Genomic DNA, 26581 nt, shown 5'->3' with positions numbered 1-26581 from the left:
AGTCCTTAACGCATCGGGATGTTACCGCCCTTGAAGTTCGCCTTCTTGAGCAGTGACTCATACTGTTGCGACATAACGTACGACTGCACCTGCGCCATAAAGTCCATCGTGACGACGACAATGATCAGCAGCGACGTTCCACCAAAATAAAACGGCACGTTCCAGCGCAGCACCAGAAACTCTGGCAGCAGACACACAAAGACGATGTAGATCGCACCGGCCAGCGTCAGACGCGTGAGGATGCGGTCGATATATCGTGCGGTCTGATCGCCCGGACGGATGCCCGGAACAAACGCGCCGCTCTTCTTCAGGTTGTCCGCGGTTTCCCTGCTGTTGAACACCAGCGCAGTGTAGAAGAAGCAGAAAAACACGATTGCCAGCGTGTACAGCAGCACATAGACCGGCTGGCCCGGCTTAAGCGCTTCCGCAACGTTATGCAACGTATTGGAAATCCAGCTTCCCGTCGGCTGACCGGTACTGAACCAGCCGAGAATCGTTGCCGGGAACAGAATGATCGACGATGCAAAGATCGGCGGAATCACACCCGACATGTTCAGCTTCAGCGGCAGATGTGACGACTGCCCACCGTAGATCTTGTTGCCGACCTGGCGTTTCGCGTAGTTCACGAGGATCTTGCGCTGACCGCGTTCGATGAACACGACCAGGTAAGTCACCGCGGCAATCAGCACCACGATGATGATCGCCGAGAACGGCCCCATCGAACCCGTTTTCACCAGCTCGAGCAACCCACCGACGGCATTCGGGAACCCTGCTGCGATCCCGCCGAAGATGATGATCGAGATACCGTTGCCCAGACCGCGCTCGGTAATCTGCTCGCCGAGCCACATCAGGAACATCGTACCGGTAACCAGCGTCACGACCGTCGTCAGACGGAACAGCATGCCGGGATCGATGACGAGGCCAGGCTGGTTTTCCAGCGCAGCCGCGATACCGAACGCCTGGAAGGTCGCGAGCACCACGGTGAAATACCGCGTGTACTGCGTGATCTTCCGTTGCCCTGCCTGCCCTTCCTTCTTCAGCGCCTCCAGCTGCGGCGATACGATCGCCAGCAACTGCATGATGATCGACGCCGAGATGTACGGCATGATCCCCAGCGCGAAGATCGTGAAGCGGGAAAGCGCGCCACCCGAAAACATGTTGAACATGCCCAGGATGCCGCCCGCCTGGCTCTGGAACAGCTTAGCCAGTTGATCCGGATCGATGCCCGGCACGGGAATGTGCGCGCCGATGCGATAGACGATCAGCGCCAGGAGCAGAAACATCGCTCGCCGGCGCAGATCGCCGAATTTCGCCGTGCTTCGACCGGGTTTTGCAAGACTCGGGCTGTTAGCCAAGTACCTTCTCCGATGAATGCAAGTGACGACGCGCTACGCGTGTCACTCGGCGAACGAACCGCCAGCCGCTTCGATCGCAGCGCGCGCACCCTTGGTGGCACCGAGACCCTTCACGACGATCTTGCGCTTCAGTTCGCCCGTCGCGATGATCTTTGCGCTCTTCGTCAGCTCGCCGACCAGGCCGGCTTGCTTCAGTGCGAGCAGATCGATCTCGTCGACCGGCAGCTTCTCGAGGTCGCTCAGGCGCACTTCACCGACGAATTCCTTCGTCAGCGACGTGAAGCCGCGCTTCGGCAGACGACGTTGCAGCGGCATCTGACCGCCTTCGAAACCGACTTTGTGGAAGCCGCCCGAACGCGATTTCTGACCCTTGTGACCACGGCCAGCCGTCTTGCCGAGGCCCGAACCGATGCCACGACCGACGCGACGCTTGGCGTGCTTGGCGCCAGCTGCCGGCTTCAGGTTATTCAATTCCATATCAACTCCTTGATCCGTAGGGCCGCTTACGCGATGACCTTAACGAGGTACGAAACCTTGTTGATCATGCCGCGGACCGCCGGCGTGTCCTGCAGCTCGCTGACCGAGTTGAGTCGGCGCAGGCCCAGGCCACGCACGGTTGCGCGGTGCGTTTCGCGGGTCCCGATCAGGCTCTTAACGAGCTGAACCTTGACAGTTTTTTCAGACATGGTGACCACCCGGGCTTAGCCCAAAATATCTTCGACGGACTTGCCGCGCTTCGCCGCGATGTCTGCCGGGGTGGACTGCTTGCGCAGGCCGTCCAGCGTGGCGCGAACGAGGTTGTACGGGTTCGTCGAACCGTGGCTCTTCGCCACGACGTTCTGAACGCCCATCACGTCGAACACTGCGCGCATCGGGCCGCCGGCGATCACGCCCGTACCTGCCTTCGCCGGAGCGAGGAGGACGGCCGATGCGCCATGCTTGCCGTGCACTTCGTGCTGAAGCGTGCCGTTCTTGAGCGGCACCTTGAACATGTTGCGACGAGCTTGTTCCATTGCCTTCTGGACAGCGACCGGCACTTCCTTCGCCTTGCCCTTGCCCATACCGATGCGGCCATCACCATCGCCAACCACGGTCAGTGCGGCGAAGCCGAGAATACGGCCACCCTTCACGACCTTGGTCACGCGGTTGACCGAAATCATCTTTTCACGAAGGCCGTCGTCGCGCTCGTCAGCCTGAACTTTCGCTTGCATCTTTGCCATGACGAATTCCTTCCTTAGAACTTGAGCCCAGCTTCGCGAGCTGCCTCAGCCAGCGCCTTGACGCGGCCATGGTAGCGGAAGCCCGAGCGGTCGAAGGCGACGGATTCGATGCCGGCGGCCTTTGCCTTCTCGGCAATACGCTTGCCGATCAGCGTCGCAGCATTAACGTTGCCGCCCTTGCCCGACTTGTCGGCGAGCTCGGCGCGCACTTCAGCTTCGAGCGTCGACGCGCTGGCGAGCACCTTGGTGCCGCAGGGCGAGAACACTTGAGCGTAGATGTGCGTGTTCGTGCGATGCACGGCGAGACGCGCGACCTGCAGCTCAGCGATCTTGATACGCGTCTGGCGAGCGCGGCGCAGGCGAGATTGAGTCTTATCCATGATTGCGCACCCTTACTTCTTCTTCGTTTCTTTGAGGATCACAACCTCGTCGGCATAGCGCACGCCCTTGCCCTTGTAGGGCTCCGGCGGACGGTAACCGCGGACTTCCGCAGCCACTTGACCGACTTGTTGCTTGTTGATCCCCTTGATCACGATTTCGGTTTGCGTCGGGGTTTCTGCCTTGACGCCTTCCGGCATCTGGTGCACCACCGGGTGCGAGAAACCCAGCGACAGGTTCAGCTTGTCGCCTTGCGCTTGTGCACGGTAACCGACGCCAACCAGCGTCAGCTTGCGCTCGAAACCCTTGGTCACGCCGTGCACCGCATTCGCGATAATCGCGCGCATCGTGCCCGACAGTGCATTTGCTTCGCGGCTTTCGTCGACCGGCGACAGATTCAGCGTGCCGTCGTTGTTCGCCACGTTCACGAGCGGATTGATCGCTTGCGTGATGGTGCCCAGCGGGCCCTTGACGATGATTACACCGTCGGCCAGCTTGACTTCCGCGCCTTGCAGCGCGATCGGGCTTTTACCTACTCGAGACATGTTTCTCTCTCCTCGGCTTTAAGCGACGTAGCAGATGACTTCGCCGCCGACGCCGGTAGCGCGCGCCTTGCGATCAGTCATCACGCCCTTCGGCGTCGACACGATAGCCACGCCGAGGCCGTTCATGACCTGCGGAATGTCGTTACGGCCGCGGTACACGCGCAGACCAGGCTTCGACACGCGCTCGAGGCGTTCGATGACCGGGCGACCTGCGTAGTACTTCAGCGCGATATTCAGTTCGGACTTCGCACCTTCCGCCTTCACGGCGAAATCGTCGATATAACCTTCGTCCTTGAGGACTTGCGCGATTGCAACCTTGACCTTCGACGAGGGCATCGCAACCGATACCTTCTCGACCATCTGCGCGTTGCGGATGCGAGTCAGCATATCGGCGATAGGATCACTCATGCTCATTTACGTTTCTCCTATTACCAGCTCGCCTTGGTCAGGCCAGGAATCTCGCCACGGAATGCGATTTCACGAATCTTGTTACGCGCGAGGCCGAATTTACGGAACGTGCCACGCGGACGGCCCGTGATCGCGCAGCGGTTACGCTGGCGGGTCGGGTTTGCGTTGCGGGGCAGTTGCTGCAGCTCCAGGCGTGCTTCGTAGCGCTCTTCGTCCGACTTGCTTTGGTCTTCGACGATCGCCTTCAGCGCTTCGCGCTTTGCTGCGAACTTCGCGACCAGGCGGGCGCGCTTCTTTTCACGTTCGATCAGTGCCAGTTTAGCCACGGTAACCTCAGTTTCTGAACGGGAACTTGAAGCTGGCGAGCAGAGCCTTTGCTTCGTCGTCGGTCTTCGCAGTCGTCGTGATGCTGATGTTCAGCCCACGCAGTGCGTCGATCTTGTCGTAGTCGATTTCGGGGAAAATGATCTGCTCTTTCACACCGATGTTGTAGTTGCCACGGCCATCGAAAGCACGACCCGACACGCCGCGGAAATCTCGCACGCGGGGCAGGGCAACCGTCACGAAACGGTCGAGGAATTCGTACATTGCTTGGCCACGCAGCGTCACCATCGCGCCGATCGGGTAACCCTGGCGGATCTTGAAGCCTGCGATTGCCTTGCGAGCCTTCGTGACGACCGGCTTCTGGCCGGCGATCTTCGTGAGGTCGCCAACGGCGTTCTCGATGATCTTCTTGTCAGCGATCGCTTCGCCAAGACCCATGTTCAGCGTGATCTTGGTGATGCGCGGCACTTCCATGACCGACTTGTAACCGAACTTCTCGATCAGGCCGGGCACAACCTTTTCTTTGTAAAACTCTTGAAAACGAGCCATTTTTTACTCCGCTGCGTCAGGCGCTCAGTACGGCACCGGTCGTCTTCAGGAAGCGAACCTTCTTGCCTTCCTCGACCTTGATGCCAACACGCGACGCCTTGCCATTCGCGTCGACCAGTGCGACGTTCGAAATATGCAGGGGCATCGTCTTCGCTTCCACACCGCCCGTCGTACCCTTCATCGGGTTCGGCTTCACATGCTTCTTGACGAGGTTGATACCTTCAACCGTCACATGTTCAGCACCGACAGCCAGCACGACGCCGCGCTTGCCCTTGTCCTTGCCAGTAACGACGATAACTTCGTCACCTTTGCGAATCTTGTTCATCGCGACTCCTTACAGCACTTCCGGCGCCAGCGAAACGATCTTCATGAATCGTTCGCTACGCAGCTCACGCGTCACCGGCCCGAAGATACGGGTGCCGATCGGCTCGAGCTTGTTATTCAAAAGCACAGCGGCGTTGCCGTCGAACTTGATCAGCGAGCCGTCTTGACGGCGCACGCCCTTGGCGGTGCGGACCACCACGGCGTTGTAAATTTCGCCTTTCTTCACGCGCCCGCGCGGCGTTGCCTCTTTGACGCTCACCTTGATGATGTCGCCAATGCCGGCATAACGACGCTTCGAGCCGCCGAGCACCTTGATGCACAGGACTTCACGTGCACCCGTGTTGTCGGCTACTTCGAGCCGAGATTCGGTCTGGATCATGGTTTGTCTTTCCCAACTTAATCCGGATGCACCACCATGATGCACTCGGTCAGTCTTGGTCCCGTCAGCCAATCGGCTGCTTGGGTTGGAACAGCAGCGACGGCAAACGAAACCCGCCATCGCAATTCGGTGAATCTTTCGGACAGGCTGGCGCCAGTCCGCTTCCCCCACCAACTTCGCCCGCGACGGGGCTCCCATAAAGAGGGAAGACCAGGATTATAACAAATAATCCTGGTCCCGCAAGCAAAAACTTTGCGATTTCAAGCACTTCGTGGAGAAGTGCCTGTTACTGCCTACTACGCTGCCCGCTTAGATGACGCGAGCGGCTTCGACGAGGCGCGACACCGTCCAGGCCTTCGTCTTCGAAACAGGACGCGTTTCCTGGATTTCGACGAGATCGCCTTCGTTGTAGGTGTTCGCTTCATCGTGCGCGTGGTACTTCTTCGAACGCACGACATACTTGCCGTAGATCGGATGCTTGACGCGGTGCTCGATCAGCACGGTGACGGTCTTGTCCATCTTGTTGCTGACGACCCGACCGACCAGCGTCCGCTTCAGCGAGGTTTTCACGCTATCGTTCATTTCTGGTTCGCCTTCTGAGTCATGACGGTCCGCACGCGTGCGATGTCGCGACGAACCTTCTTCAGCTGGCTCGTGTTCGTGAGCTGCTGGGTCGCGAGTTGCATGCGCAGGCCGAATTGCGCCTTCAGCAGGTCCGCCAGCTCCTTGTTGAGCGCGGCCTGGTCTTTCTGGAGAAGTTCGGAAGCCTTCATATTTTCTCCTTAGGCGCCGAGCTGGCGCACGATGAACGCCGTCTTCAGCGGCAGCTTGGCTGCAGCCAGACGGAACGCTTCGCGTGCCAGTTCTTCGGTTACGCCGTCCATTTCATAGAGCATCTTGCCCGGCTGAATCTCGGCGACGTAGTACTCAGGGTTACCCTTACCGTTACCCATACGCACTTCCGCCGGCTTCTGCGAAATCGGCTTGTCCGGGAAGATCCGGATCCAGATGCGGCCGCCACGCTTGATGTGACGCGTCATTGCACGACGCGCCGCTTCAATCTGACGTGCGGTCAAACGACCGCGACCGATAGCCTTCAGGCCGAAATCACCGAACGACACTGCGTTGCCGCGCGTCGCCTTGCCGGTGTTACGACCCTTCTGCTCTTTACGATACTTCCTGCGTTTCGGTTGCAGCATCGTTATTCTCCAGTCTTGCCGTCTTCGGGCTTGCCGGCGCCACGGCGCGGTGCGCCACGGCGAGCACCCGGAGCGCCGCCTTCGCCGTCACGGCGCGGACGACGGTCGCCCGGACGCGCATTGCGACGCGGACGCTTGTCTTCGGCTACTTCTTCCACCACCGGTGCGTCGTTGCGGCCGAGCGTATCGCCCTTGTAGACCCACACCTTGACGCCGATGATCCCGTAAGTCGTCTTCGCTTCCGAGGTCGCGTAGTCGATATCGGCACGCAGCGTGTGAAGGGGCACGCGACCTTCGCGATACCACTCCGTACGAGCGATTTCGATACCGTTCAGACGGCCAGCGCTCATGATCTTGATGCCTTGAGCACCCAGACGCATCGCGTTCTGCATCGCACGCTTCATCGCGCGACGGAACATGATCCGGCGCTCGAGCTGTTGCGTGATCGAGTCAGCGATCAGCTGAGCATCGGTTTCCGGCTTGCGGATTTCTTCGATGTTGACGTGGACCGGAACGCCCATGCGGCGTTGCAGTTCCGTCTTCAGCTGCTCGATATCCTCGCCCTTCTTGCCGATGACCACACCCGGACGCGAGCTGTAAATCGTGATGCGCGCGTTCTTCGCCGGACGCTCGATGACGACCCGACCGACCGAAGCGTTCTTCAGCTTCTTCTTCAGGTATTCACGAACACCGATGTCTTCCTGCAGCATCGCCGCGAAATTGTTGTTGTTCGCGTACCAACGCGAAGCCCAATTACGGCTGACAGCCAGGCGGAAGCCAGTCGGATGAATTTTCTGTCCCATCGTATGGCTCCTTAATTCCCGACCGTCACAGTGATGTGACAGGATTGCTTCTCGATGCGGTTACCGCGGCCCTTGGCGCGCGCGGTGAAACGCTTGAGCGATGCAGCCTTGTCGACGTAGATGCTCTTGATCTTGAGCTCGTCGATATCGGCGCCTTCGTTGTGCTCCGCATTCGCGATTGCCGACAGCACAACCTTCTTCACGATGCCAGCCGCTTTCTTCGGCGAGAACGTCAGAACGTTCAGCGCCTTGTCGACCGGCAAACCGCGGATCTGGTCAGCCACAAGGCGCGTTTTTTGCGCCGAGATGCGGGCACCGCGATGAATTGCTTTCACTTCCATCTTGATTGCCCCTTATTTCTTGGCCTTCTTGTCGGCTGCGTGACCCTTGAACGTACGGGTCAGTGCGAACTCGCCAAGCTTGTGGCCGACCATGTTTTCCGAGATGTACACCGGAACGTGTTGACGGCCGTTGTGAACAGCGATCGTCAGGCCGATGAAATCCGGCAGAATCGTCGAGCGACGCGACCAGGTCTTGATCGGCTTTTTGTCGCGCGAAGCTGCAGCCGCCTCAACTTTCTTCAGCAAATGGGCGTCGCAGAACGGACCTTTTTTAACAGAACGTGCCATTGCCTACTCCTTAACGCTTGTGACGGCGCTGGACGATCATCGTCGTCGTGCGCTTGTTGCTACGGGTGCGATAACCCTTAGCCGGCGTACCCCACGGGCTCACCGGATCGCGACCTGCAGCCGTCTTGCCCTCACCACCACCGTGCGGGTGATCAACCGGGTTCATCGCAACGCCACGCACCGTCGGGCGGATACCGCGCCAGCGGTTCGCGCCAGCCTTGCCGATCTGGCGCAGGCTATGCTCTTCGTTACCGACTTCACCGATCGTTGCACGGCACTCGATGTGCACGCGGCGGATTTCGCCCGAACGCAGACGAACCTGCGCGTAGACGCCTTCACGTGCCAGCAGCATGGCGGACGTGCCAGCCGAACGCGCCATTTGCGCGCCCTTGCCCGGCAGCATCTCGATGCAGTGGATCGTCGTACCGACCGGAATGTTGCGGATCGGCAGCGTGTTGCCTGCACGGATCGGCGCTTCCGAACCCGACATCAGCTGTTGGCCGACCGTCAGGCCCTTCGGGGCGATGATGTAGCGACGCTCGCCGTCTGCGTAGAGCACCAGCGCGATGTTCGCGCTACGGTTCGGGTCGTACTCGAGACGCTCGACCTTTGCCGGGATGCCATCCTTCGTGCGACGGAAATCGACGATACGATAGTGCTGCTTGTGACCACCACCCTTGTGACGCGTGGTGATACGACCGTTGTTGTTACGGCCGGCGGTCGAGCTCTGCGAGTCGAGCAGTGCCGCGTGCGGCTTGCCCTGGTGCAGGTTCTTGTTGACCACCTTGACCATCGCGCGGCGACCCGGCGATGTCGGCTTAACTTTAACGATTGCCATGATTACTTGGCCTCCGCTTCAAAGTTGATTTCCTGGCCGGGCTTCAGGCAAACGTACGCCTTCTTCACGTCCTTGCGGCGGCCCATCGAACGGCCAAAGCGCTTTTGCTTGCCCTTCTGAACCAGCACGTTGACGGAATCAACTTCAACCTTGAACAGCAGCTCGACAGCCGCCTTCACTTCCTGCTTCGTGGCATCCGGTGCGACTTCGAACACGACTTGCTCGTTCTTGTCGGCAACCAGCGTCGCCTTTTCCGAGATCACCGGTGCGAGCAGGACCTGCATCAAACGATGATCGTTCTTGCGAATCTCGCTCATGACAGCAACTCCTCGATCTGGGCGACCGCAGCCTTCGTGACCAGCACTTTCTTGAAGTAGATCAGCGACAGCGGGTCAGCGTAGCGCGGCTCGACAATTGCCACGTGCGGCAGGTTGCGCGATGCCAGGTACAGGTTTTCGTCAACCGTGTCGGTGATGATCAGCACGGAGTCGAGACCCATGGTCTTGAATTTTTCGGCCAGCAGCTTGGTCTTCGGCGCTTCGAGGATGATGTCCTCGACGACCGACAGACGGCCTTCACGGGCCAGCTGCGAGAAGATCGAGCAGAGACCTGCGCGATGCATCTTCTTGTTGACCTTGTGCGAGAAGTTTTCTTCCGGCGAATTCGGGAAGATACGACCACCGCCACGCCACAACGGGCTCGACGACATACCGGCACGAGCGCGGCCCGTACCCTTCTGACGCCACGGCTTCTTCGTCGTGTGCTTGACTTGCTCACGGTCCTTCTGTGCGCGGTTACCCTGGCGAGCATTCGCCTGGTAAGCGACGACGACCTGGTGGATCAGCGCTTCGTTGTAGTCACGACCGAACACGACGTCCGATGCGTTGACCACTGCACCTTCCTGACCATTTTCGTTCAGGAGCTTGAGTTCCATTATTTCGCCCCCTTGGTCTTGACGGCCGGCGTCACGAAGACCTTGCCGCCCTTCGCGCCCGGAATCGCACCCTTCACGAGCAGCAGCTTGCGCTCTGCGTCGATACGCGCGATCTCGAGGTTCTGCACCGTCACCGTCACGTCACCCATGTGACCCGTCATGCGTTTACCCGGGAAAACACGACCCGGATCCTGCGCCATACCGATCGAGCCCGGCACGTTGTGCGAGCGCGAGTTACCGTGCGTGGCACGGCCGGAGGAGAAGTTGTAACGCTTGATCGTACCGGCGTAGCCCTTACCGATCGACACGCCTTGCACGTCGACCTTCTGGCCCACTTCGAAAAGATCTGCACCGACCACGGCGCCATTCGACAGCTCAGCTGCCTTGGCCGCGTCAATGCGGAATTCCTTGAGGATTTCACCGGCTTCGACACCGGCTTTGGCGAGATGACCTGCCAGCGGCTTCGTCACGCGCGATGCACGACGGGAGCCGAATGCAACCTGCACGGCCGTGTAGCCGTCGGTTTCAACAGTCTTGATCTGCGTCACGCGGTTGTCCGACACGTCCAGCACGGTGACGGGAATCGAATCCCCTTCAGCCGTGAAGATACGGGTCATGCCAACCTTGCGACCTACGAGTCCAAGGCTCATCATTTTCTCCATTCCCGACTGCGATTGGTCGGGGCTGATTTACAAAATGCCAGGCACGCAAGGCCCAACTTTTTTACGCGAATACGCGAAAAGCCAAGCATTATAGCCCGACCTCACGTTTTCTGCAAGCAATCAAAGACTTAGCGCCACCCGGCAAGCCGACCGGCGCTGGAAGCCTTACTGCAGCTTGATTTCCACGTCGACGCCAGCCGGCAGGTCGAGCTTCATCAGCGCGTCAACGGTCTTGTCCGTCGGGTCGACGATGTCCATCAGGCGCTGGTGGGTGCGGATTTCGAGCTGATCGCGCGACGTCTTGTTGACGTGCGGCGAACGCAGGATGTCAAAACGCTGAATGCGCGTCGGCAGCGGCACCGGGCCACGGACGATTGCGCCAGTCCGCTTCGCGGTATCGACGATTTCGGCAGCCGATTGATCGATCAGACGATAGTCGAATGCCTTCAGGCGAATGCGGATTTTCTGTTGCTGCATGACAATTCCTTGAAAAGAGCGAGGCGATGTTGCATCGCCGAACACTAAAAGAACGTGAAACATGACACCTGCGGGGAGCGAAGCATCAGGTTCCGGACAGTACTTCTACTGCTAAGCCCGCGATTCTACACGAAATTCTGAAATCGTGGCGTGTGTTTCTCGACGCGCGCAACGCGCCGCCGGAAAAACAAAACCGGGCGCCAGCGCAAGCTGGACACCCGGTTTCGACGGTACAACTGCATACCGCGGAATCGCGGACCCCGTCGGGATCCGCGGATCGTCGAGCTTACTCGATGACCTTGGCGACGACGCCGGCGCCGACCGTACGGCCGCCTTCGCGGATTGCGAAGCGCAGACCTTCTTCCATCGCGATCGGAGCGATCAGCTTCACCGTGATCGACACGTTGTCGCCCGGCATCACCATTTCCTTGTCCTTCGGCAGCTCGATCGAGCCCGTCACGTCCGTCGTACGGAAGTAGAACTGCGGACGGTAGTTGTTGAAGAACGGCGTGTGACGGCCGCCTTCGTCCTTGCTCAGCACATACACTTCAGCCGTGAAGTGCGTGTGCGGCGTGATCGAACCCGGCTTCGCCAGAACCTGGCCACGCTCCACGTCTTCACGCTTCGTGCCGCGCAGCAGGATACCAACGTTGTCGCCTGCTTGACCTTGGTCCAGCAGCTTGCGGAACATTTCAACGCCCGTGCAGGTCGTCTTCACCGTCGGCTTGATACCGACGATTTCGATTTCTTCGCCGACCTTCACAACGCCACGCTCGATACGACCCGTCACCACCGTGCCGCGGCCCGAGATCGAGAACACGTCTTCCACCGGCATCAGGAACGCGCCGTCAACTGCACGCTCCGGCGTCGGGATGTACGTGTCCAGCGCGTCGGCCAGGCTCATGATCGCCACTTCGCCCAGCTCGCCCGTGTCGCCTTCCAGCGCCAGCTTCGCCGAACCCTTCACGATCGGCGTGTCGTCGCCCGGGAAGTCGTACTTCGACAGGAGTTCGCGAACTTCCATCTCGACCAGCTCGAGCAGTTCCGCGTCGTCCACCATGTCGCACTTGTTCAGGAACACGATGATGTACGGAACGCCAACCTGACGGGCCAGCAGGATGTGCTCACGCGTCTGCGGCATCGGGCCGTCAGCTGCCGAGCAAACCAGGATCGCGCCGTCCATCTGTGCCGCGCCCGTGATCATGTTCTTCACATAGTCAGCGTGGCCCGGGCAGTCGACGTGTGCGTAGTGGCGGTTAGCCGTTTCGTACTCGACGTGTGCCGTGTTGATCGTGATGCCGCGCGCCTTTTCTTCCGGTGCCGCGTCGATCTGGTCGTATGCCTTCGCTTCGCCGCCGAACTTCTTCGTCAGAACCGTCGTGATCGCTGCCGTCAGCGTCGTCTTGCCGTGGTCAACGTGACCAATCGTACCAACGTTCACGTGCGGCTTGGTCCGCTCGAATTTACCTTTTGCCATGATTCTCTTCTTTCAAAAATAATCGATTGTGATAACGAATTACTTCGTCTTCGCGCTGATGATCGCTTCTGCAACGTTCTTCGGAGCTTCAGCGTAGTGCTTGAACTCCATCGTGTACGTTGCGCGACCCTGCGTCAGCGAACGCAGCGACGTGGAATAGCCGAACATTTCCGACAGCGGCACTTCGGCGCGCACGATCTTGCCGCCGCCTACCATGTCGTCCATGCCCTGGATGATGCCGCGACGACCCGACAGGTCGCCCATGACGTTACCCATGAAGTCTTCCGGCGTTTCCACTTCCACGGCCATCATCGGCTCGAGCAGAACCGGATCAGCGCGGCGCATCGCTTCCTTGAACGCCATCGAACCAGCCATGCGGAACGCATTTTCGTTCGAGTCAACGTCGTGGTACGAACCGAACGTCAGCGTGACCTTCACGTCGACAACCGGGAAGCCTGCCAGCACGCCGCTCTTCAGCGTTTCCTGGATACCCTTGTCAACCGACGGGATGTATTCGCGCGGAATCACGCCGCCCTTGATCGCGTCGACGAACTCGTAGCCCTTGCCCAGTTCGCTGCGCTCGAGCGTGATGACCGCATGGCCATACTGACCACGACCACCCGACTGCTTGACGAACTTGCCTTCGACGTCCGCGGCCGACTTGCGAATCGTTTCGCGGTACGCAACCTGCGGCTTGCCGACGGTTGCTTCCACGCCGAATTCACGCTTCATCCGGTCGACCAGAATTTCGAGGTGGAGCTCGCCCATACCCGAAATGATCGTTTGACCCGATTCTTCGTCGGTCTGCACACGGAACGACGGATCTTCCTGAGCCAGACGGTTGAGCGCCAGGCCCATCTTTTCCTGGTCAGCCTTCGTCTTCGGCTCGACGGCCTGCGAAATCACCGGCTCCGGGAAAATCATGCGTTCGAGCACGATCGGGTGAGCCGGATCGCACAGCGTGTCGCCCGTGGTCGCTTCCTTCAGGCCGACCGCAGCAGCGATGTCGCCTGCGCGAACTTCCTTGATTTCTTCACGCTGGTTCGCGTGCATCTGCAGAATACGGCCGAGACGTTCCTTCTTGTCCTTGGTCGCATTGAGCAGCGTGTCGCCCGAATTGACGACGCCCGAGTAGACGCGGAAGAAGATCAGCTGGCCGACGAACGGGTCGGTCATGATCTTGAACGCGAGTGCCGCGAACTTCTCGTCGTCGGCAGCACGGCGTTCCGTCTTCTCGCCGTTTTCGAGTTCACCCGTAACCGGCGGGATATCGACCGGCGACGGCAGGAAATCGATCACGGCGTCGAGCATACGCTGCACGCCCTTGTTCTTGAACGCAGTACCGCACAGCATCGGCTGGATTTCGCACGCGATCGTACGGTCGCGCAGACCCTTGACGATCTCGGCTTCCGACAGCTCGCCTGCTTCCAGGTACTTGTTCATCAGGTCTTCGTTCGACTCTGCAGCCGCCTCGACCATCTTTTCACGCCATTCGTTGCACGTGTCGACGAGTTCCGCCGGGATGTCGACGTAGTCGAACTTGGTACCTTGCGACGCTTCGTCCCAAACGATCGCCTTCATCTTGATCAGATCGACGACGCCCTTGAAGCCTTCTTCCGCACCGATCGGCACCACGACCGGAACCGGGTTCGCCTTCAGGCGCAGACGGAGCTGGTCATAGACCTTGAAGAAGTTCGCGCCGGTACGGTCCATCTTGTTGACGAACGCGAGACGCGGCACCTTGTACTTGTTTGCCTGGCGCCACACCGTTTCCGACTGCGGCTGCACGCCGCCCACTGCGCAGTACACCATGCATGCGCCGTCGAGCACGCGCATCGAGCGTTCGACTTCAATCGTGAAGTCGACGTGGCCCGGGGTGTCGATGATGTTGATGCGGTGTTCCGGATAGTTGCCGCCCATGCCCTTCCAGAAGGCCGTGGTAGCAGCGGACGTGATCGTGATGCCACGCTCCTGTTCCTGCTCCATCCAGTCCATCGTGGCTGCGCCGTCGTGGACTTCACCGATCTTGTGGTTCACACCGGTGTAAAACAGAATGCGCTCGGTCGTCGTCGTTTTGCCGGCGTCGATGTGAGCGCTAATACCGATATTGCGGTAGCGCTCGATAGGAGTCTTGCGAGCCACTTTGATCCTCTACTGGGATGACGCGATGCAGCTCAGCTGCATCACGCTTCAACACAAACGGGCGAGGCGCCTGAAAAGCGCACCCGCCCGGAATTTATTTCCGCTAACAGCCCAGCCAGGCGCTTAGAAACGGAAATGCGAGAACGCGCGGTTGGCTTCTGCCATGCGGTGAACTTCGTCGCGCTTCTTCATCGCGCCGCCACGGCCTTCGGCCGCTTCGGAGAGTTCACCTGCCAGGCGCAGGGCCATCGACTTCTCGCTACGCTTCTTCGCAGCCTCACGCAGCCAGCGCATCGCCAATGCCATACGACGCGACGGGCGCACTTCGACCGGAACTTGATAGTTGGCACCACCAACGCGACGGCTCTTCACTTCGACCACCGGCTTCACGTTGTTGAGCGCAACCGTGAACACTTCCAGCGGGTCCTTGCCACCCTTGGTCTGGATTTGTTCGAATGCGCCATAAACGATGCGCTCTGCGACCGACTTCTTGCCGGACAGCATCAGCATGTTCATGAACTTGGCAACATCAACGTTACCGAACTTCGGATCCGGCAACACTTCCCGCTTGGGGACTTCGCGACGACGCGGCATGATTCTTCCTTTACTTGTTCAGTTGGAGCTGGTTCCAGCTCCGCGGCCACCAACAAACCCGATCACATCTTCACGACTAACCAGCTTGGCCGGGTGACCACTTACTCGACAGCACCGGCAATCCGGCACTCCCGCCTTGACCGCCCTATGGCGATCCCTGATCAAAAACTGCTTACTTGGCAGCCTTTGCACGCTTCGCGCCGTACTTCGAGCGCGCTTGCTTACGGTCCTTGACGCCCTGGGTATCCAGCGAGCCGCGAACCATGTGGTAACGCACACCCGGCAAGTCCTTCACACGGCCGCCGCGGATCAGCACAACCGAGTGTTCCTGCAGGTTGTGGCCTTCACCACCGATGTACGAAATCACTTCGAAGCCGTTCGTCAGACGAACCTTGGCGACCTTACGGAGTGCCGAGTTCGGCTTCTTCGGCGTCGTCGTGTACACACGGGTGCACACGCCGCGACGCTGGGGGCAGTCCTGCAGGGCCGGGCTCTTGCTCTTCGTCGTTTCCGACTGACGGCCTTTGCGAACCAGTTGGTTGATGGTTGGCATTGTTTATTCCTGAAATTGAACAAAATCTGCGCATCGATTTCGGGCAAAGCGAGAATCGGCGCACAGTTGACTTCCGAACCGGCGAATCGGGTGCGAGCTTTCGAACGCAACACGGCCCACCGAATACCGGAACCCAGCATCATATTCCGGAAATACCAACCAAGTCAACGGCTTGCGTGATTTGCCGGTCGATCGCGCGATTTACAGGAAGGGTCGGAACACCTGTGTCAGGCCGATTCGACGACGTCGATGATCTCGTCGCCGAAGCGCTCGAGCTTGCGTACGCCCATGCCGGGGATGTGGCGCAGGTCGTCAATCGACTCCGGCGCGTTGCGCGCGATTTCGGCCAGCGTCGCGTCGTGGAAGATCACGTAGGCCGGCACGCCGTCGGTCTTGGCCGTTTCCGCGCGCCATGCGCGCAGCGCATCCCAGCGTGCGCGCTCGCGCGTGCCCATGCCGGCCGTCGGGTCGACACGCGTGCCGCTGCGACTCGACGACTGGCGCGTGCGCTGCGGCGTCACGTAGCGGCGCAGCGTGACCTTCTCCTCGTTCTTCAGCACGGGCTTCGCGGCCTCGGTCAGCACGAGCGCGCCGAAGCCGCCATGATCGACGGCCAGGTAGCCGTACGCGACGAGCTGCCGGAAAATCGCGCGCCATTCGGGCTCGGACAGCGAGGCGCCGATCCCGAACGTCGTGAGCTGGTCGTGGCCGCGCTGCAACACCTTCTCGGTGCGCCCGCCGCGCAGGATCTCGATCAGGTGGCTCGAGCCGAAATTGAAGCCGCTCGCCCGCTGCGCGCGGAACACGCATGACAACGCCATCTGCGCCTCGCGCGTCGCGTCCCACGAATCAGGCGGCTCGATGCACGTATCGCAGTTGCCGCACGGCTGGCTCTCTTCGCCGAAGTAGTTCAGCAGCCGCACGCGGCGGCACGAGATCGTCTCGCACAGCCCGAGCAGCGCATCGAGCTTCGACGTCTGCACGCGCTTGTGCGCGTCGTCCGCATCGGACTCGTCGATCATCTTGCGCTGCTGGACGACGTCGCCGAGGCCGTACGCCATCCACGCATTCGCGGGCATCCCGTCGCGGCCCGCCCGGCCGGTTTCCTGGTAGTAGCCTTCGACGCTCTTCGGCAAATCGAGGTGCGCGACGAAGCGCACGTCGGGCTTGTCGATGCCCATGCCGAACGCGATCGTCGCGCACATCACGATGCCCTCTTCGCGCTGGAACATCTCCTGGTGCTTCTGCCGCACCTCGAACTCCATCCCCGCGTGATACGGCAGCGCGCGCACGCCCTGCGCCTTCAGCCACTCGGCGGTTTCCTCGACCTTGCGGCGCGACAGGCAATAGACGACGCCCGCGTCGGTCGTGCCGTCGGCATTCGTATGCTCGGCGCGGATGAAGTCGAGCAGCTGCGAGCGCGCGTTGTCCTTCTCGACGATTCGGTAGCGGATGTTCGGGCGGTCGAAGCTCGACACGAACACGCGCGCATCGTCGAGCGCGAGACGATGGATGATCTCGTCGCGCGTGATCGCGTCGGCCGTGGCCGTCAGCGCGACGCGCGGTACCGCCGGGAAGCGTTCGTGCAACACGGACAGCTGAATGTATTCCGGACGGAAATCGTGCCCCCATTGCGACACGCAGTGCGCTTCGTCGATCGCGAACAGGCCGATCTTCGCGCGCTCGAGCAAGTCGAGGAAACGCCCCGTCATCAGGCGCTCCGGCGCGACGTACAGCAGGTCGATTTCGCCTTCGCGCAGCGCGCGCTCGGTGGCCGCGGCCTCGGCGCCCGACAGCGTCGAATTCAGGTAGGCCGCACGCACGCCGACTTCGCGCAGCGCGGCGACCTGGTCCTGCATCAGCGCGATAAGCGGCGACACGACGATGCCGGCGCCCTGCCCGGCCTCGCGGCGCAGCAGCGCGGGAATCTGGTAGCACAGCGACTTGCCGCCGCCCGTGGGCATCAGCACGAGACAATCGCCGCCGCCGGCGACGTGCTCGACGATCTCGCCCTGCTGGCCGCGAAAGGCGGGATAACCGAAGACTTCGTCGAGGATTTCGAGGGCGCGGGACATGAATGAGAACTGGGACGGCTAAACGATGACCGCAATTTTAACAACCCGCTCGCGCGACGCGTGGCGAATCGTGCGTTGTTGGCCATTCGGTCAGGGTTCGTTCGCGTGCATCACGGGCCTGCCGCGGCAATGCGCAGGCCCGTGATGCACGTGAACGACGGGTGAAAAAAAACCGCCCGGCAGAACCGGGCGGTTTCGGTGACAGCAAGGCAAGGCGGCTTGCGCCGCCCGCCCTTACTCCGCTGCCGGGTGTTGCGGCTCTTCTGCCGGCGCGCTCGGCGTGCCGAAGTCGAATGCCTCTTCCGCTGCGATCTGGTCGAAACGCTCGCGATCCGACGATTCCTTCGCCTTGCGTGCCTTGTGGAACGCGAGACCCGTACCAGCCGGAATCAGACGGCCGACGATCACGTTTTCCTTCAGGCCACGCAGATCGTCGCGCTTGCCCATGATCGCCGCTTCGGTCAGCACGCGGGTCGTTTCCTGGAACGATGCCGCGGAGATGAACGAGTCGGTCGACAGCGATGCCTTCGTGATACCGAGCAGCACGTTGTCGTACGAAGCAGGACGTTTGCCCTCGGCGACCATGCGATCGTTCTCGTCCAGCATGTCGGAACGCTCGACCTGTTCGCCCGGGATGAAGCGCGTATCACCGTTGTCGGTGATCTGCACACGACGCAGCATCTGGCGAACGATCACCTCGATGTGCTTGTCGTTGATCTTCACGCCCTGCAGACGGTACACGTCCTGCACTTCGTCGACGATGTAGCGCGACAGCGCCTCGATACCCTGCAGACGCAGGATGTCGTGCGGATCGGCCGGACCGTCCACGATCATTTCGCCCTTGTTGACGACCTGTGCATCGTGAACCAGAACCTGCTTTTCCTTCGCGATCAGGAACTCGTGCTGGTTGCCCTCGAGGTCCGTGATGACGAGACGCTGCTTGCCCTTCGTGTCCTTACCGAACGACGTCGTACCGGTGACTTCCGCGAGAATGCCGGCATCCTTCGGCGAACGCGCTTCGAACAGTTCCGCCACCCGCGGCAGACCGCCGGTAATGTCACGCGTCTTCTGCGCTTCGGTCGGGATACGTGCGAGCACTTCACCGACCTGCACCTGCTGGCCATCCTTCACGGTGATCAGTGCGCCGACCTGGAAGCCGATCTGCACTGCGTGCTCCGTGCCCGGAATCTTCACTTCTTCGCCGTTCGCGTCGAGCAGCTTCACCTGCGGACGCACGCTCTTCGAAGCCTGCGAACCACGGCGCTTCACGTCGATCACGACCAGCGTCGACAGGCCGGTCACGTCGTCGATCTGCTTCGCGACGGTCACGCCTTCCTCGACGTTCTCGAACTTCACCGTACCACCGTACTCGGTGATGATCGGACGCGTCAGCGGATCCCACGTGGCGAGCTGCGTGCCTGCCTTGATCGTCACGCCGTCGAGCTGCAGCAGCGTCGCGCCGTACGGCACTTTGTGACGCTCGCGCTCGCGACCGAAGTCGTCGGTGATCATCGCTTCGCCCGAACGGGAAATGACGATCTGCTCGCCCTTCGCGTTCGTCACGTAGCGCATCGTCGCCGTGAAGCGCACGATACCGTTGCTCTTCGCTTCGACCGACGAGGCCACTGCCGCACGCGACGCCGCACCACCGATGTGGAACGTACGCATCGTCAGCTGCGTGCCCGGCTCACCGATCGACTGTGCCGCGATCACGCCGACTGCTTCGCCGACGTTCACGAGCGAGCCGCGGCCGAGGTCGCGGCCGTAGCAGGCTGCACACAGGCCGTAACGCGTTTCGCAGGTCAGCGGCGTGCGCACGCGCACTTCGTCGATGCCGAGGCGTTCGATTTCCTCGACCGCCGTTTCGTCGAGCAGCGTGCCCGATTCGTACACCGTTTCCTGCGTTTCCGGGTTCACGACGTCCGCGACCGCAACGCGGCCGAGGATACGGTCACGCAGCGCTTCGACGACTTCACCGCCTTCGACGAGTGCCTTCATCGCGACGCCGTTCGACGTGCCGCAATCGTCTTCCACCACGACCAGATCCTGCGTGACGTCGACGAGACGACGCGTCAGGTAACCCGAGTTCGCGGTCTTCAGTGCCGTATCAGCCAGACCCTTACGTGCACCGTGGGTCGAGATGAAGTACTGCAACACGTTCAGACCTTCGCGGAAGTTCGCGGTAATCGGCGTCTCGATAATCGAGCCGTCCGGCTTCGCCATCAGGCCCCGCATACCGGCCAGCTGACGAATCTGAACCGCCGAACCCCGGGCGCCCGAGTCGGCCATCATGTAGATCGAGTTGAACGATTCCTGGCGCGTTTCCTTGCCGTCGCGGTCCGTCACCGGCTCCGTCGACAGCTGCTCCATCATCGCCTTGCCGACCGCTTCCGACGTTGCCGACCAGATGTCGACCACGTTGTTGTAGCGTTCCTGCGCGGTGACGAGACCCGACATGTACTGGCGGTCGTACTCCTTCACCTTCTTCGCGGCGTCACCGACGATCGTTTCCTTCTGCGGCGGCACGAGCATGTCGTCCACGCAGATCGAAATGCCGGCACGCGTCGCGAGACGGAAACCCGACTGCATCAGCTGGTCGGCAAACACGACCGTCGCGCGCAGACCGCACTTGCGGAATGCCGTGTTGATCAGGCGCGAGATTTCCTTCTTCTTCAGCGGCTTGTTCAGCACCGAGAACGGCAGGCCGTGCGGCAGGATCTCCGACAGGATCGCGCGACCGACCGTCGTTGCGTACAGCGAGATCTTCGGCACGAATTCCGGCGCGCCTTCCGACGTGTCTTCGTTGCGGACCATTTCGGTGATCCGCACGTTGACGCGCGACGCCAGCTCGACTTCCTTGTTCTCGTACGCGCGGATCGCTTCCGACACGCCGGTGAACGACAGGCCTTCGCCCTTCGCGTTGACGGCTTCGCGGGTCGCGTAGTACAGACCCAGCACGATATCCTGCGACGGCACGATCGACGGATCGCCGTTGGCCGGGAACAGCACGTTGTTCGACGCCAGCATCAGCGTACGCGCTTCCATCTGCGCTTCGAGCGACAGCGGCACGTGAACGGCCATCTGGTCACCGTCGAAGTCGGCGTTGAACGCCGCGCAGACGAGCGGGTGCAGCTGAATCGCCTTGCCTTCGATCAGCACCGGCTCGAACGCCTGGATACCGAGACGGTGCAGCGTCGGCGCACGGTTCAGCATCACCGGGTGCTCGCGGATCACCTCTTCGAGGATGTCCCACACCACCGGCGTCTGGTTCTCGACTTCCTTCTTCGCAGCCTTGATGGTCGTCGCGACGCCCATCACTTCCAGCTTGTTGAAGATGAACGGCTTGAACAGCTCGAGCGCCATCAGCTTCGGCAGACCGCACTGGTGCAGCTTCAGCGTCGGGCCGACCACGATGACCGAACGGCCCGAGTAGTCGACGCGCTTGCCCAGCAGGTTCTGACGGAAACGACCGCCCTTGCCCTTGATCATGTCGGCGAGCGACTTCAGCGGACGCTTGTTCGCACCCGTCATCGCCTTGCCGCGACGACCGTTGTCGAGCAGCGAGTCGACGGCTTCCTGCAGCATCCGCTTTTCGTTGCGGACGATGATTTCAGGCGCCTTCAGCTCGAGCAGACGCTTCAACCGGTTGTTACGGTTGATCACGCGGCGATACAGGTCGTTCAGGTCCGACGTCGCGAAACGGCCGCCGTCCAGCGGCACCAGCGGACGCAGTTCCGGCGGCAGCACCGGCAGCACTTCGAGAATCATCCACTCGGGCTTGATGCCCGAACGCTGGAATGCCTCGAGGACCTTCAGGCGCTTCGCGTACTTCTTGATCTTCGCTTCCGAGCCGGTGTTCTTCAGCTCGGTGCGCAGCGTCTCGACCTGCTCGTCGATGTTGATCGCACGCAGCAGTTCACGCACGCCTTCCGCGCCCATCTCGGCACGGAATTCGTCGCCGTATTCCTCGACCTTGTTGTAGTAATCCTCTTCGGTCATGATCTGCCGCGCCTTCAGCGGCGTCATGCCCGGTTCGATCACCACATAGGCTTCGAAGTACAGCACGCGTTCGATGTCGCGCAGCGTCATGTCGAGCACCATGCCCAGACGCGACGGCAGCGACTTCAGGAACCAGATGTGCGCGACCGGCGAGGCCAGTTCGATGTGGCCCATCCGTTCGCGACGCACCTTCGCCAGCGTCACTTCGACGCCGCACTTCTCGCAGATCACGCCGCGGTGCTTCAGACGCTTGTACTTGCCGCACAGGCACTCGTAGTCCTTGATCGGCCCGAAGATCTTCGCGCAGAAGAGACCATCGCGTTCCGGCTTGAACGTACGGTAGTTGATGGTCTCCGGCTTCTTCACTTCGCCGAACGACCACGAACGGATCTTGTCCGGCGAGGCCAGACCGATCTTGATCGCGTCGAAAACTTCTTCCTGTTGGACTTGCTTGAATAGATCGAGCAGAGCTTTCATTGCTTTCTCTCCGTAGTCCGATTAATTGCGGTCGAGATCGATATCGATACCGAGCGAGCGGATTTCCTTCACGAGCACGTTGAAGGATTCCGGCATGCCTGCATCGATCACGTGATCGCCCTTGACGAGGTTTTCGTACACCTTCGTCCGGCCGTTCACGTCGTCCGACTTCACCGTCAGCATTTCCTGCAGCACGTAGGACGCGCCGTACGCTTCGAGTGCCCACACTTCCATTTCACCGAAACGCTGGCCACCGAACTGCGCCTTACCACCCAGCGGCTGCTGCGTGACGAGCGAGTACGGGCCGGTCGAACGCGCGTGCATCTTGTCGTCGACCAAGTGGTGCAGCTTCAGGTAGTGCATGTAGCCGAGCGTCACGCGACGTTCGAACATTTCACCCGTGCGGCCGTCGTACAGACGGACCTGGTTCTTCGACGGGTTCATGCCGAGCTGTTCAGCGATGTCGTCCGGGAACGCGAGGTCGAGCATCTTGCCCATTTCTTCCTCGGTTGCACCGTCGAACACCGGCGTCGCGAACGGCACACCTTCGCGCAGGTTCTTCGCGAGTTCGAGGATCTCGTCGTCGGTGAAGCTTTCCAGATCTTCCTGGCGGCCCGAGTCGTTGTAGATCTTCGTCAGGAACACGCGCATTTCCTCGATCTTCGCCTGACGCTGCAGCATTTCGCCGATACGCCAGCCGAGACCCTTCGCGGCCCAGCCGAGGTGCACTTCCAGAACCTGACCCACGTTCATCCGCGACGGCACGCCGAGCGGGTTCAGCACGACGTCTGCCGGACGGCCGTCGGCCATGTACGGCATGTCTTCGATCGGGACGATCTTCGACACGACACCCTTGTTACCGTGACGGCCTGCCATCTTGTCGCCAGGCTGCAGACGGCGCTTCACCGCGAGGTACACCTTGACCATCTTCAGCACGCCCGGCGGCAGTTCGTCGCCTTGCGTGAGCTTCTTGCGCTTCTCTTCGAACGCGAGGTCGAACTGGTGACGCTTCTCTTCGATCGAGTTCTTGATCGCTTCGAGCTGCGCCGCTGCTTCGTCGTCCGCCAGGCGGATGTCGAACCAGTGGTAGTGGTCGAGGTCTTCCAGGTAAGCCTGGTCGATCTTCGTGCCCTTCGCGAGCTTCTTCGGACCGCCGTTCGCGACCTTGCCCACGAGCATGCGTGCGAGACGCTGGAACGCGTCGCCTTCCACGATGCGCAGCTGGTCGTTCAGGTCGAGACGGTAGCGCTTCAGTTCGTCGTCGATGATCTGTTGCGCACGCTTGTCGCGCTGGATGCCTTCACGCGTGAACACCTGGACGTCGATCACGGTACCGCTCATGCCCGACGGCACGCGCAGCGACGTGTCCTTCACGTCCGAAGCCTTCTCGCCGAAGATCGCGCGCAGCAGCTTCTCTTCCGGCGTGAGCTGGGTCTCGCCCTTCGGCGTGACCTTGCCGACCATCACGTCGCCCGCTTCGACTTCGGCACCGATGTACACGATGCCCGATTCGTCGAGACGGCCGAGCTGGACTTCCGCCAGGTTCGAGATGTCGCGCGTGATTTCTTCCGGCCCGAGCTTCGTGTCGCGTGCAACGACGTTCAGCTCTTCGATGTGGATCGACGTGTAGCGATCGTCGGCCACGACCTTCTCCGAGATCAGGATCGAATCCTCGAAGTTGTAGCCGTTCCACGGCATGAACGCGATCAGCATGTTCTGGCCGAGCGCGAGCTCGCCCAGGTCCGTCGAGGCGCCGTCGGCCAGCACGTCGCCGCGCGAGACCTTGTCGCCCATCTTCACGATCGGACGCTGGTTGATGTTCGTGTTCTGGTTCGAACGCGTGTACTTGATCAGGTTGTAGATGTCGACACCGACTTCACCTGCGACCGCTTCGTCGTCGTTCACGCGAATCACGATACGGCCTGCGTCGACGTAGTCGACGACGCCGCCACGGAACGCCTGAACCGTCGTACCCGAGTCGACCGCGCAGGTGCGCTCGATACCCGTACCGACGACCGGCTTTTCCGGACGCAGACACGGCACGGCCTGACGCTGCATGTTCGAACCCATCAGTGCACGGTTCGCGTCATCGTGCTCGAGGAACGGAATCAGCGAGGCTGCAACCGACACGATCTGCGACGGCGCGACGTCCATGTACTGGATACGATCCGGCGTGACCATCATCGTTTCGCCGGCTTCACGCGACGACACGAGTTCGTCGATCAGCTGGCCGTTCTCGTCGATCGCGGCGTTGGCCTGCGCGATCATGTAGCGGCCTTCTTCGATCGCCGACAGGTAGTCGATCTGGTCGGTCACCTTGCTGTCCACGACCTTGCGGTACGGCGTCTCGAGGAAGCCGTATTCGTTCAGGTGCGCGTACAGTGCGAGCGAGTTGATCAGGCCGATGTTCGGACCTTCCGGCGTTTCGATCGGGCACACACGGCCATAGTGGGTCGGGTGCACGTCGCGAACTTCGAAGCCTGCGCGTTCACGCGTCAGACCGCCCGGGCCCAGTGCGGAAACACGGCGCTTGTGCGTGATTTCCGACAGCGGGTTGGTCTGGTCCATGAACTGCGACAGCTGCGACGAACCGAAGAACTCGCGAATCGCCGACGAAATCGGCTTCGAGTTGATCAGGTCGTGCGGCATCAGGTTTTCGCTTTCGGCCTGGCCGAGGCGTTCCTTGACTGCACGCTCGACACGCACGAGACCTGCGCGGAACTGGTTTTCCGCCAGTTCGCCGACGCAACGCACGCGACGGTTGCCGAGGTGGTCGATGTCGTCCACTTCGCCCTTGCCGTTGCGCAGCTCGACCAGGATCTTGATCGTCGCGAGGATGTCGTCGTCCTGCAGCGTCATCGGGCCGGTGATCTCGTCACGGCTGACACGGCGGTTGAACTTCATACGGCCGACCTTCGACAGGTCGTACGCTTCTTCGCTGTAGAACAGACGGTTGAACAGCGCCTCGACCGCTTCTTCGGTCGGCGGCTCGCCCGGACGCATCATGCGGTAGATCGCGATGCGCGCGGCCGTACGATCGGTCGTTTCGTCGACACGCAGCGTCGACGAGATGTACGGGCCCTGGTCCAGGTCGTTCGTGTAGAGCGTCTGGATGTCCTTGATGCCCGCTTCGCGCAGCTTCTCGAGCACGCTTTCCGTGACTTCGTCGTTCGCGCTCGCGATCACTTCGCCGGTGTCGCCGTCGACGACGTTCTTCGCCAGCACGCGGCCGAGCAGATAGTCTTCCGGCACCGAGATGAACTTGGTCTTCGCGGCTTCGAGGTCGCGAATGTGCTTCGCGTTGATCCGCTTGTCCTTCTGGACGATGACCTTGCCATCACGATCCGTGATGTCGAAACGCGCGACTTCACCACGCAGGCGCTCGGGCACGAACTCGAGTTGCGCGCCTTCGTCCATCAGCGTGAAGTTGTCGAACACGAAGAAGTTCGCGAGGATCTGTTCCGGCGTCAGGCCGATGGCCTTCAGCAGGATCGTGACCGGCATCTTGCGGCGACGGTCGACGCGGAAGTACAGGATGTCCTTCGGGTCGAATTCGAAGTCGAGCCACGAGCCGCGGTACGGAATGATCCGTGCCGAGAACAGCAGCTTGCCCGAGCTGTGCGTCTTGCCCTTGTCGTGTTCGAAGAACACGCCCGGCGAACGGTGCAGCTGCGAGACGATGACACGCTCGGTGCCGTTGATGACGAACGAGCCCGTCGGCGTCATGAGCGGCATTTCGCCCATGTACACTTCCTGCTCCTTCACTTCCTTGACGACCGGCTTGTTCGGCGATTCCTTGTCGAGGATGACAAGGCGGACCTTCGCGCGCAGTGCGGAGCAGTACGTCAGGCCTCGCTGCTGGCATTCCTTGATGTTGAATGCCGGCGAGGACAGCGCATAGCTCACGAACTCGAGGCGCGCGAAACCGTTGTGCGAAACAATGGGAAATACCGACGTGAACGCGGCCTGCAAACCTTCAGGCTTGCGTTGCGTTGCGAGCACATCGGCTTGCAGAAACGTGCTGAATGATTCAAGCTGGGTAGCCAGCAAGAACGGAACTTGGTGAACGATGGGGCGCTTCGCGAAACTCTTGCGAATGCGCTTCTTCTCGGTGAAGGAATATTGCATACGATCTCCGAATCACGGCGGGTGCTATCGAGGCGGAATACCTGGACGTTTCAAACCCGAGTGTTCACCGACTGAGACCCGATGGCCGTTCGACGGCTTGAACGAGCCGAGA

29 protein-coding genes are annotated in these 26581 nt (G+C 60.9%); all 29 read right to left on the bottom strand.

The window, feature by feature from the left end; genetic code table 11:
- Positions 1-5 precede the first annotated feature (5 nt).
- The 29 genes from secY to rpoB all read right to left on the bottom strand — a co-directional run bounded on the left by secY (position 6) and on the right by rpoB (position 26469).
- On the bottom strand, positions 6-1355 hold the full coding sequence (gene secY, locus AC5LXK_RS01635; RefSeq protein ID WP_114175694.1) for a preprotein translocase subunit SecY: 1350 nt from the start codon (positions 1353-1355) through the stop codon (positions 6-8).
- 42 nt (positions 1356-1397) lie between these two features.
- Positions 1398-1832 carry a 50S ribosomal protein L15 gene (gene rplO, locus AC5LXK_RS01630; RefSeq protein WP_006477180.1) on the bottom strand — a complete coding sequence of 145 codons (435 nt, stop codon included), beginning with the start codon at positions 1830-1832 and terminating at the stop codon, positions 1398-1400.
- 26 nt (positions 1833-1858) lie between these two features.
- Positions 1859-2041, bottom strand: a complete 183-nt coding sequence (gene rpmD / locus AC5LXK_RS01625) for a 50S ribosomal protein L30 (RefSeq protein WP_050454145.1) — start codon at positions 2039-2041, stop codon at positions 1859-1861.
- A gap of 15 nt (positions 2042-2056) precedes the next feature.
- Complete coding sequence (gene rpsE, locus AC5LXK_RS01620; protein WP_006752931.1) at positions 2057-2575, bottom strand: 30S ribosomal protein S5; 519 nt, start codon at positions 2573-2575, stop codon at positions 2057-2059.
- Between the two features lie 14 nt (positions 2576-2589).
- On the bottom strand, positions 2590-2955 hold the full coding sequence (rplR, locus tag AC5LXK_RS01615) for a 50S ribosomal protein L18 (protein WP_006477183.1): 366 nt from the start codon (positions 2953-2955) through the stop codon (positions 2590-2592).
- Between the two features lie 12 nt (positions 2956-2967).
- A complete protein-coding gene (rplF, locus tag AC5LXK_RS01610; RefSeq protein WP_493390041.1) occupies positions 2968-3498 on the bottom strand; it encodes a 50S ribosomal protein L6 in 531 nt (176 codons plus the stop codon).
- Positions 3499-3516: 18 nt separating this feature from the next.
- A complete protein-coding gene (gene rpsH / locus AC5LXK_RS01605; RefSeq protein ID WP_006477185.1) occupies positions 3517-3912 on the bottom strand; it encodes a 30S ribosomal protein S8 in 396 nt (131 codons plus the stop codon).
- A 14-nt stretch (positions 3913-3926) separates the two neighbouring features.
- Entirely contained in the window at positions 3927-4232 is a 306-nt protein-coding gene (gene rpsN / locus AC5LXK_RS01600) for a 30S ribosomal protein S14 (RefSeq protein ID WP_493390040.1), read from the bottom strand.
- A 7-nt stretch (positions 4233-4239) separates the two neighbouring features.
- Entirely contained in the window at positions 4240-4779 is a 540-nt protein-coding gene (gene rplE, locus AC5LXK_RS01595; protein WP_006477186.1) for a 50S ribosomal protein L5, read from the bottom strand.
- A gap of 16 nt (positions 4780-4795) precedes the next feature.
- Positions 4796-5104, bottom strand: a complete 309-nt coding sequence (gene rplX / locus AC5LXK_RS01590) for a 50S ribosomal protein L24 (protein ID WP_006477187.1) — start codon at positions 5102-5104, stop codon at positions 4796-4798.
- Positions 5105-5113: 9 nt separating this feature from the next.
- On the bottom strand, positions 5114-5482 hold the full coding sequence (rplN, locus tag AC5LXK_RS01585; protein ID WP_006482918.1) for a 50S ribosomal protein L14: 369 nt from the start codon (positions 5480-5482) through the stop codon (positions 5114-5116).
- A gap of 309 nt (positions 5483-5791) precedes the next feature.
- The gene (gene rpsQ / locus AC5LXK_RS01580; RefSeq protein WP_006477189.1) at positions 5792-6064 is read right to left on the bottom strand and encodes a 30S ribosomal protein S17; all 273 of its coding nucleotides are present in this window, start codon (positions 6062-6064) and stop codon (positions 5792-5794) included.
- On the bottom strand, positions 6061-6255 hold the full coding sequence (rpmC, locus tag AC5LXK_RS01575; RefSeq protein ID WP_006400652.1) for a 50S ribosomal protein L29: 195 nt from the start codon (positions 6253-6255) through the stop codon (positions 6061-6063). Before rpmC ends, rpsQ begins: the two co-directional genes overlap by 4 nt.
- A 9-nt stretch (positions 6256-6264) precedes the next feature.
- The gene (gene rplP / locus AC5LXK_RS01570; protein ID WP_006752927.1) at positions 6265-6681 is read right to left on the bottom strand and encodes a 50S ribosomal protein L16; all 417 of its coding nucleotides are present in this window, start codon (positions 6679-6681) and stop codon (positions 6265-6267) included.
- A gap of 2 nt (positions 6682-6683) precedes the next feature.
- Positions 6684-7484: a 30S ribosomal protein S3 gene (rpsC, locus tag AC5LXK_RS01565; RefSeq protein WP_006482899.1), complete on the bottom strand. Its 801-nt coding sequence runs from the start codon at positions 7482-7484 to the stop codon at positions 6684-6686.
- Positions 7485-7495: 11 nt separating this feature from the next.
- A complete protein-coding gene (gene rplV / locus AC5LXK_RS01560; protein ID WP_004199272.1) occupies positions 7496-7825 on the bottom strand; it encodes a 50S ribosomal protein L22 in 330 nt (109 codons plus the stop codon).
- A 12-nt stretch (positions 7826-7837) separates the two neighbouring features.
- A complete protein-coding gene (gene rpsS / locus AC5LXK_RS01555; RefSeq protein ID WP_004199273.1) occupies positions 7838-8113 on the bottom strand; it encodes a 30S ribosomal protein S19 in 276 nt (91 codons plus the stop codon).
- 10 nt (positions 8114-8123) lie between these two features.
- The gene (gene rplB, locus AC5LXK_RS01550) at positions 8124-8951 is read right to left on the bottom strand and encodes a 50S ribosomal protein L2 (RefSeq protein ID WP_309286205.1); all 828 of its coding nucleotides are present in this window, start codon (positions 8949-8951) and stop codon (positions 8124-8126) included.
- A 2-nt stretch (positions 8952-8953) separates the two neighbouring features.
- Positions 8954-9268, bottom strand: coding sequence for a 50S ribosomal protein L23 (gene rplW, locus AC5LXK_RS01545; protein WP_004199275.1), 315 nt, complete (start codon positions 9266-9268; stop codon positions 8954-8956).
- Complete coding sequence (rplD, locus tag AC5LXK_RS01540) at positions 9265-9885, bottom strand: 50S ribosomal protein L4 (protein ID WP_011350675.1); 621 nt, start codon at positions 9883-9885, stop codon at positions 9265-9267. Before rplD ends, rplW begins: the two co-directional genes overlap by 4 nt.
- Positions 9885-10535 carry a 50S ribosomal protein L3 gene (gene rplC / locus AC5LXK_RS01535; protein ID WP_006482922.1) on the bottom strand — a complete coding sequence of 217 codons (651 nt, stop codon included), beginning with the start codon at positions 10533-10535 and terminating at the stop codon, positions 9885-9887. The genes rplD and rplC overlap by 1 nt, the downstream gene beginning before the upstream one ends.
- Before the next feature lie 177 nt (positions 10536-10712).
- Positions 10713-11024: a 30S ribosomal protein S10 gene (gene rpsJ, locus AC5LXK_RS01530; RefSeq protein ID WP_004199280.1), complete on the bottom strand. Its 312-nt coding sequence runs from the start codon at positions 11022-11024 to the stop codon at positions 10713-10715.
- 286 nt (positions 11025-11310) lie between these two features.
- Positions 11311-12501: an elongation factor Tu gene (gene tuf, locus AC5LXK_RS01525; protein WP_129513512.1), complete on the bottom strand. Its 1191-nt coding sequence runs from the start codon at positions 12499-12501 to the stop codon at positions 11311-11313.
- A 39-nt stretch (positions 12502-12540) separates the two neighbouring features.
- Positions 12541-14643 carry an elongation factor G gene (fusA, locus tag AC5LXK_RS01520; RefSeq protein ID WP_493390039.1) on the bottom strand — a complete coding sequence of 701 codons (2103 nt, stop codon included), beginning with the start codon at positions 14641-14643 and terminating at the stop codon, positions 12541-12543.
- Between the two features lie 123 nt (positions 14644-14766).
- Positions 14767-15237: a 30S ribosomal protein S7 gene (gene rpsG, locus AC5LXK_RS01515; protein WP_006477195.1), complete on the bottom strand. Its 471-nt coding sequence runs from the start codon at positions 15235-15237 to the stop codon at positions 14767-14769.
- Between the two features lie 172 nt (positions 15238-15409).
- Positions 15410-15790: a 30S ribosomal protein S12 gene (rpsL, locus tag AC5LXK_RS01510; RefSeq protein WP_006400662.1), complete on the bottom strand. Its 381-nt coding sequence runs from the start codon at positions 15788-15790 to the stop codon at positions 15410-15412.
- A gap of 227 nt (positions 15791-16017) precedes the next feature.
- Positions 16018-17865 (bottom strand): DNA helicase RecQ, encoded by a 1848-nt coding sequence (gene recQ / locus AC5LXK_RS01505; protein ID WP_493390038.1) that lies wholly within the window; start codon positions 17863-17865, stop codon positions 16018-16020.
- Positions 17866-18099: 234 nt separating this feature from the next.
- Complete coding sequence (rpoC, locus tag AC5LXK_RS01500; RefSeq protein ID WP_493390037.1) at positions 18100-22341, bottom strand: DNA-directed RNA polymerase subunit beta'; 4242 nt, start codon at positions 22339-22341, stop codon at positions 18100-18102.
- A gap of 21 nt (positions 22342-22362) precedes the next feature.
- On the bottom strand, positions 22363-26469 hold the full coding sequence (gene rpoB, locus AC5LXK_RS01495; RefSeq protein WP_493390036.1) for a DNA-directed RNA polymerase subunit beta: 4107 nt from the start codon (positions 26467-26469) through the stop codon (positions 22363-22365).
- Between the last annotated feature and the right edge of the window lie 112 nt (positions 26470-26581).

This window comes from Burkholderia pulmonis, assembly GCF_984667975.1.
Note: the sequence above shows the minus strand (reverse complement) of the source record. Positions and strands in the feature narration are given on the sequence as shown.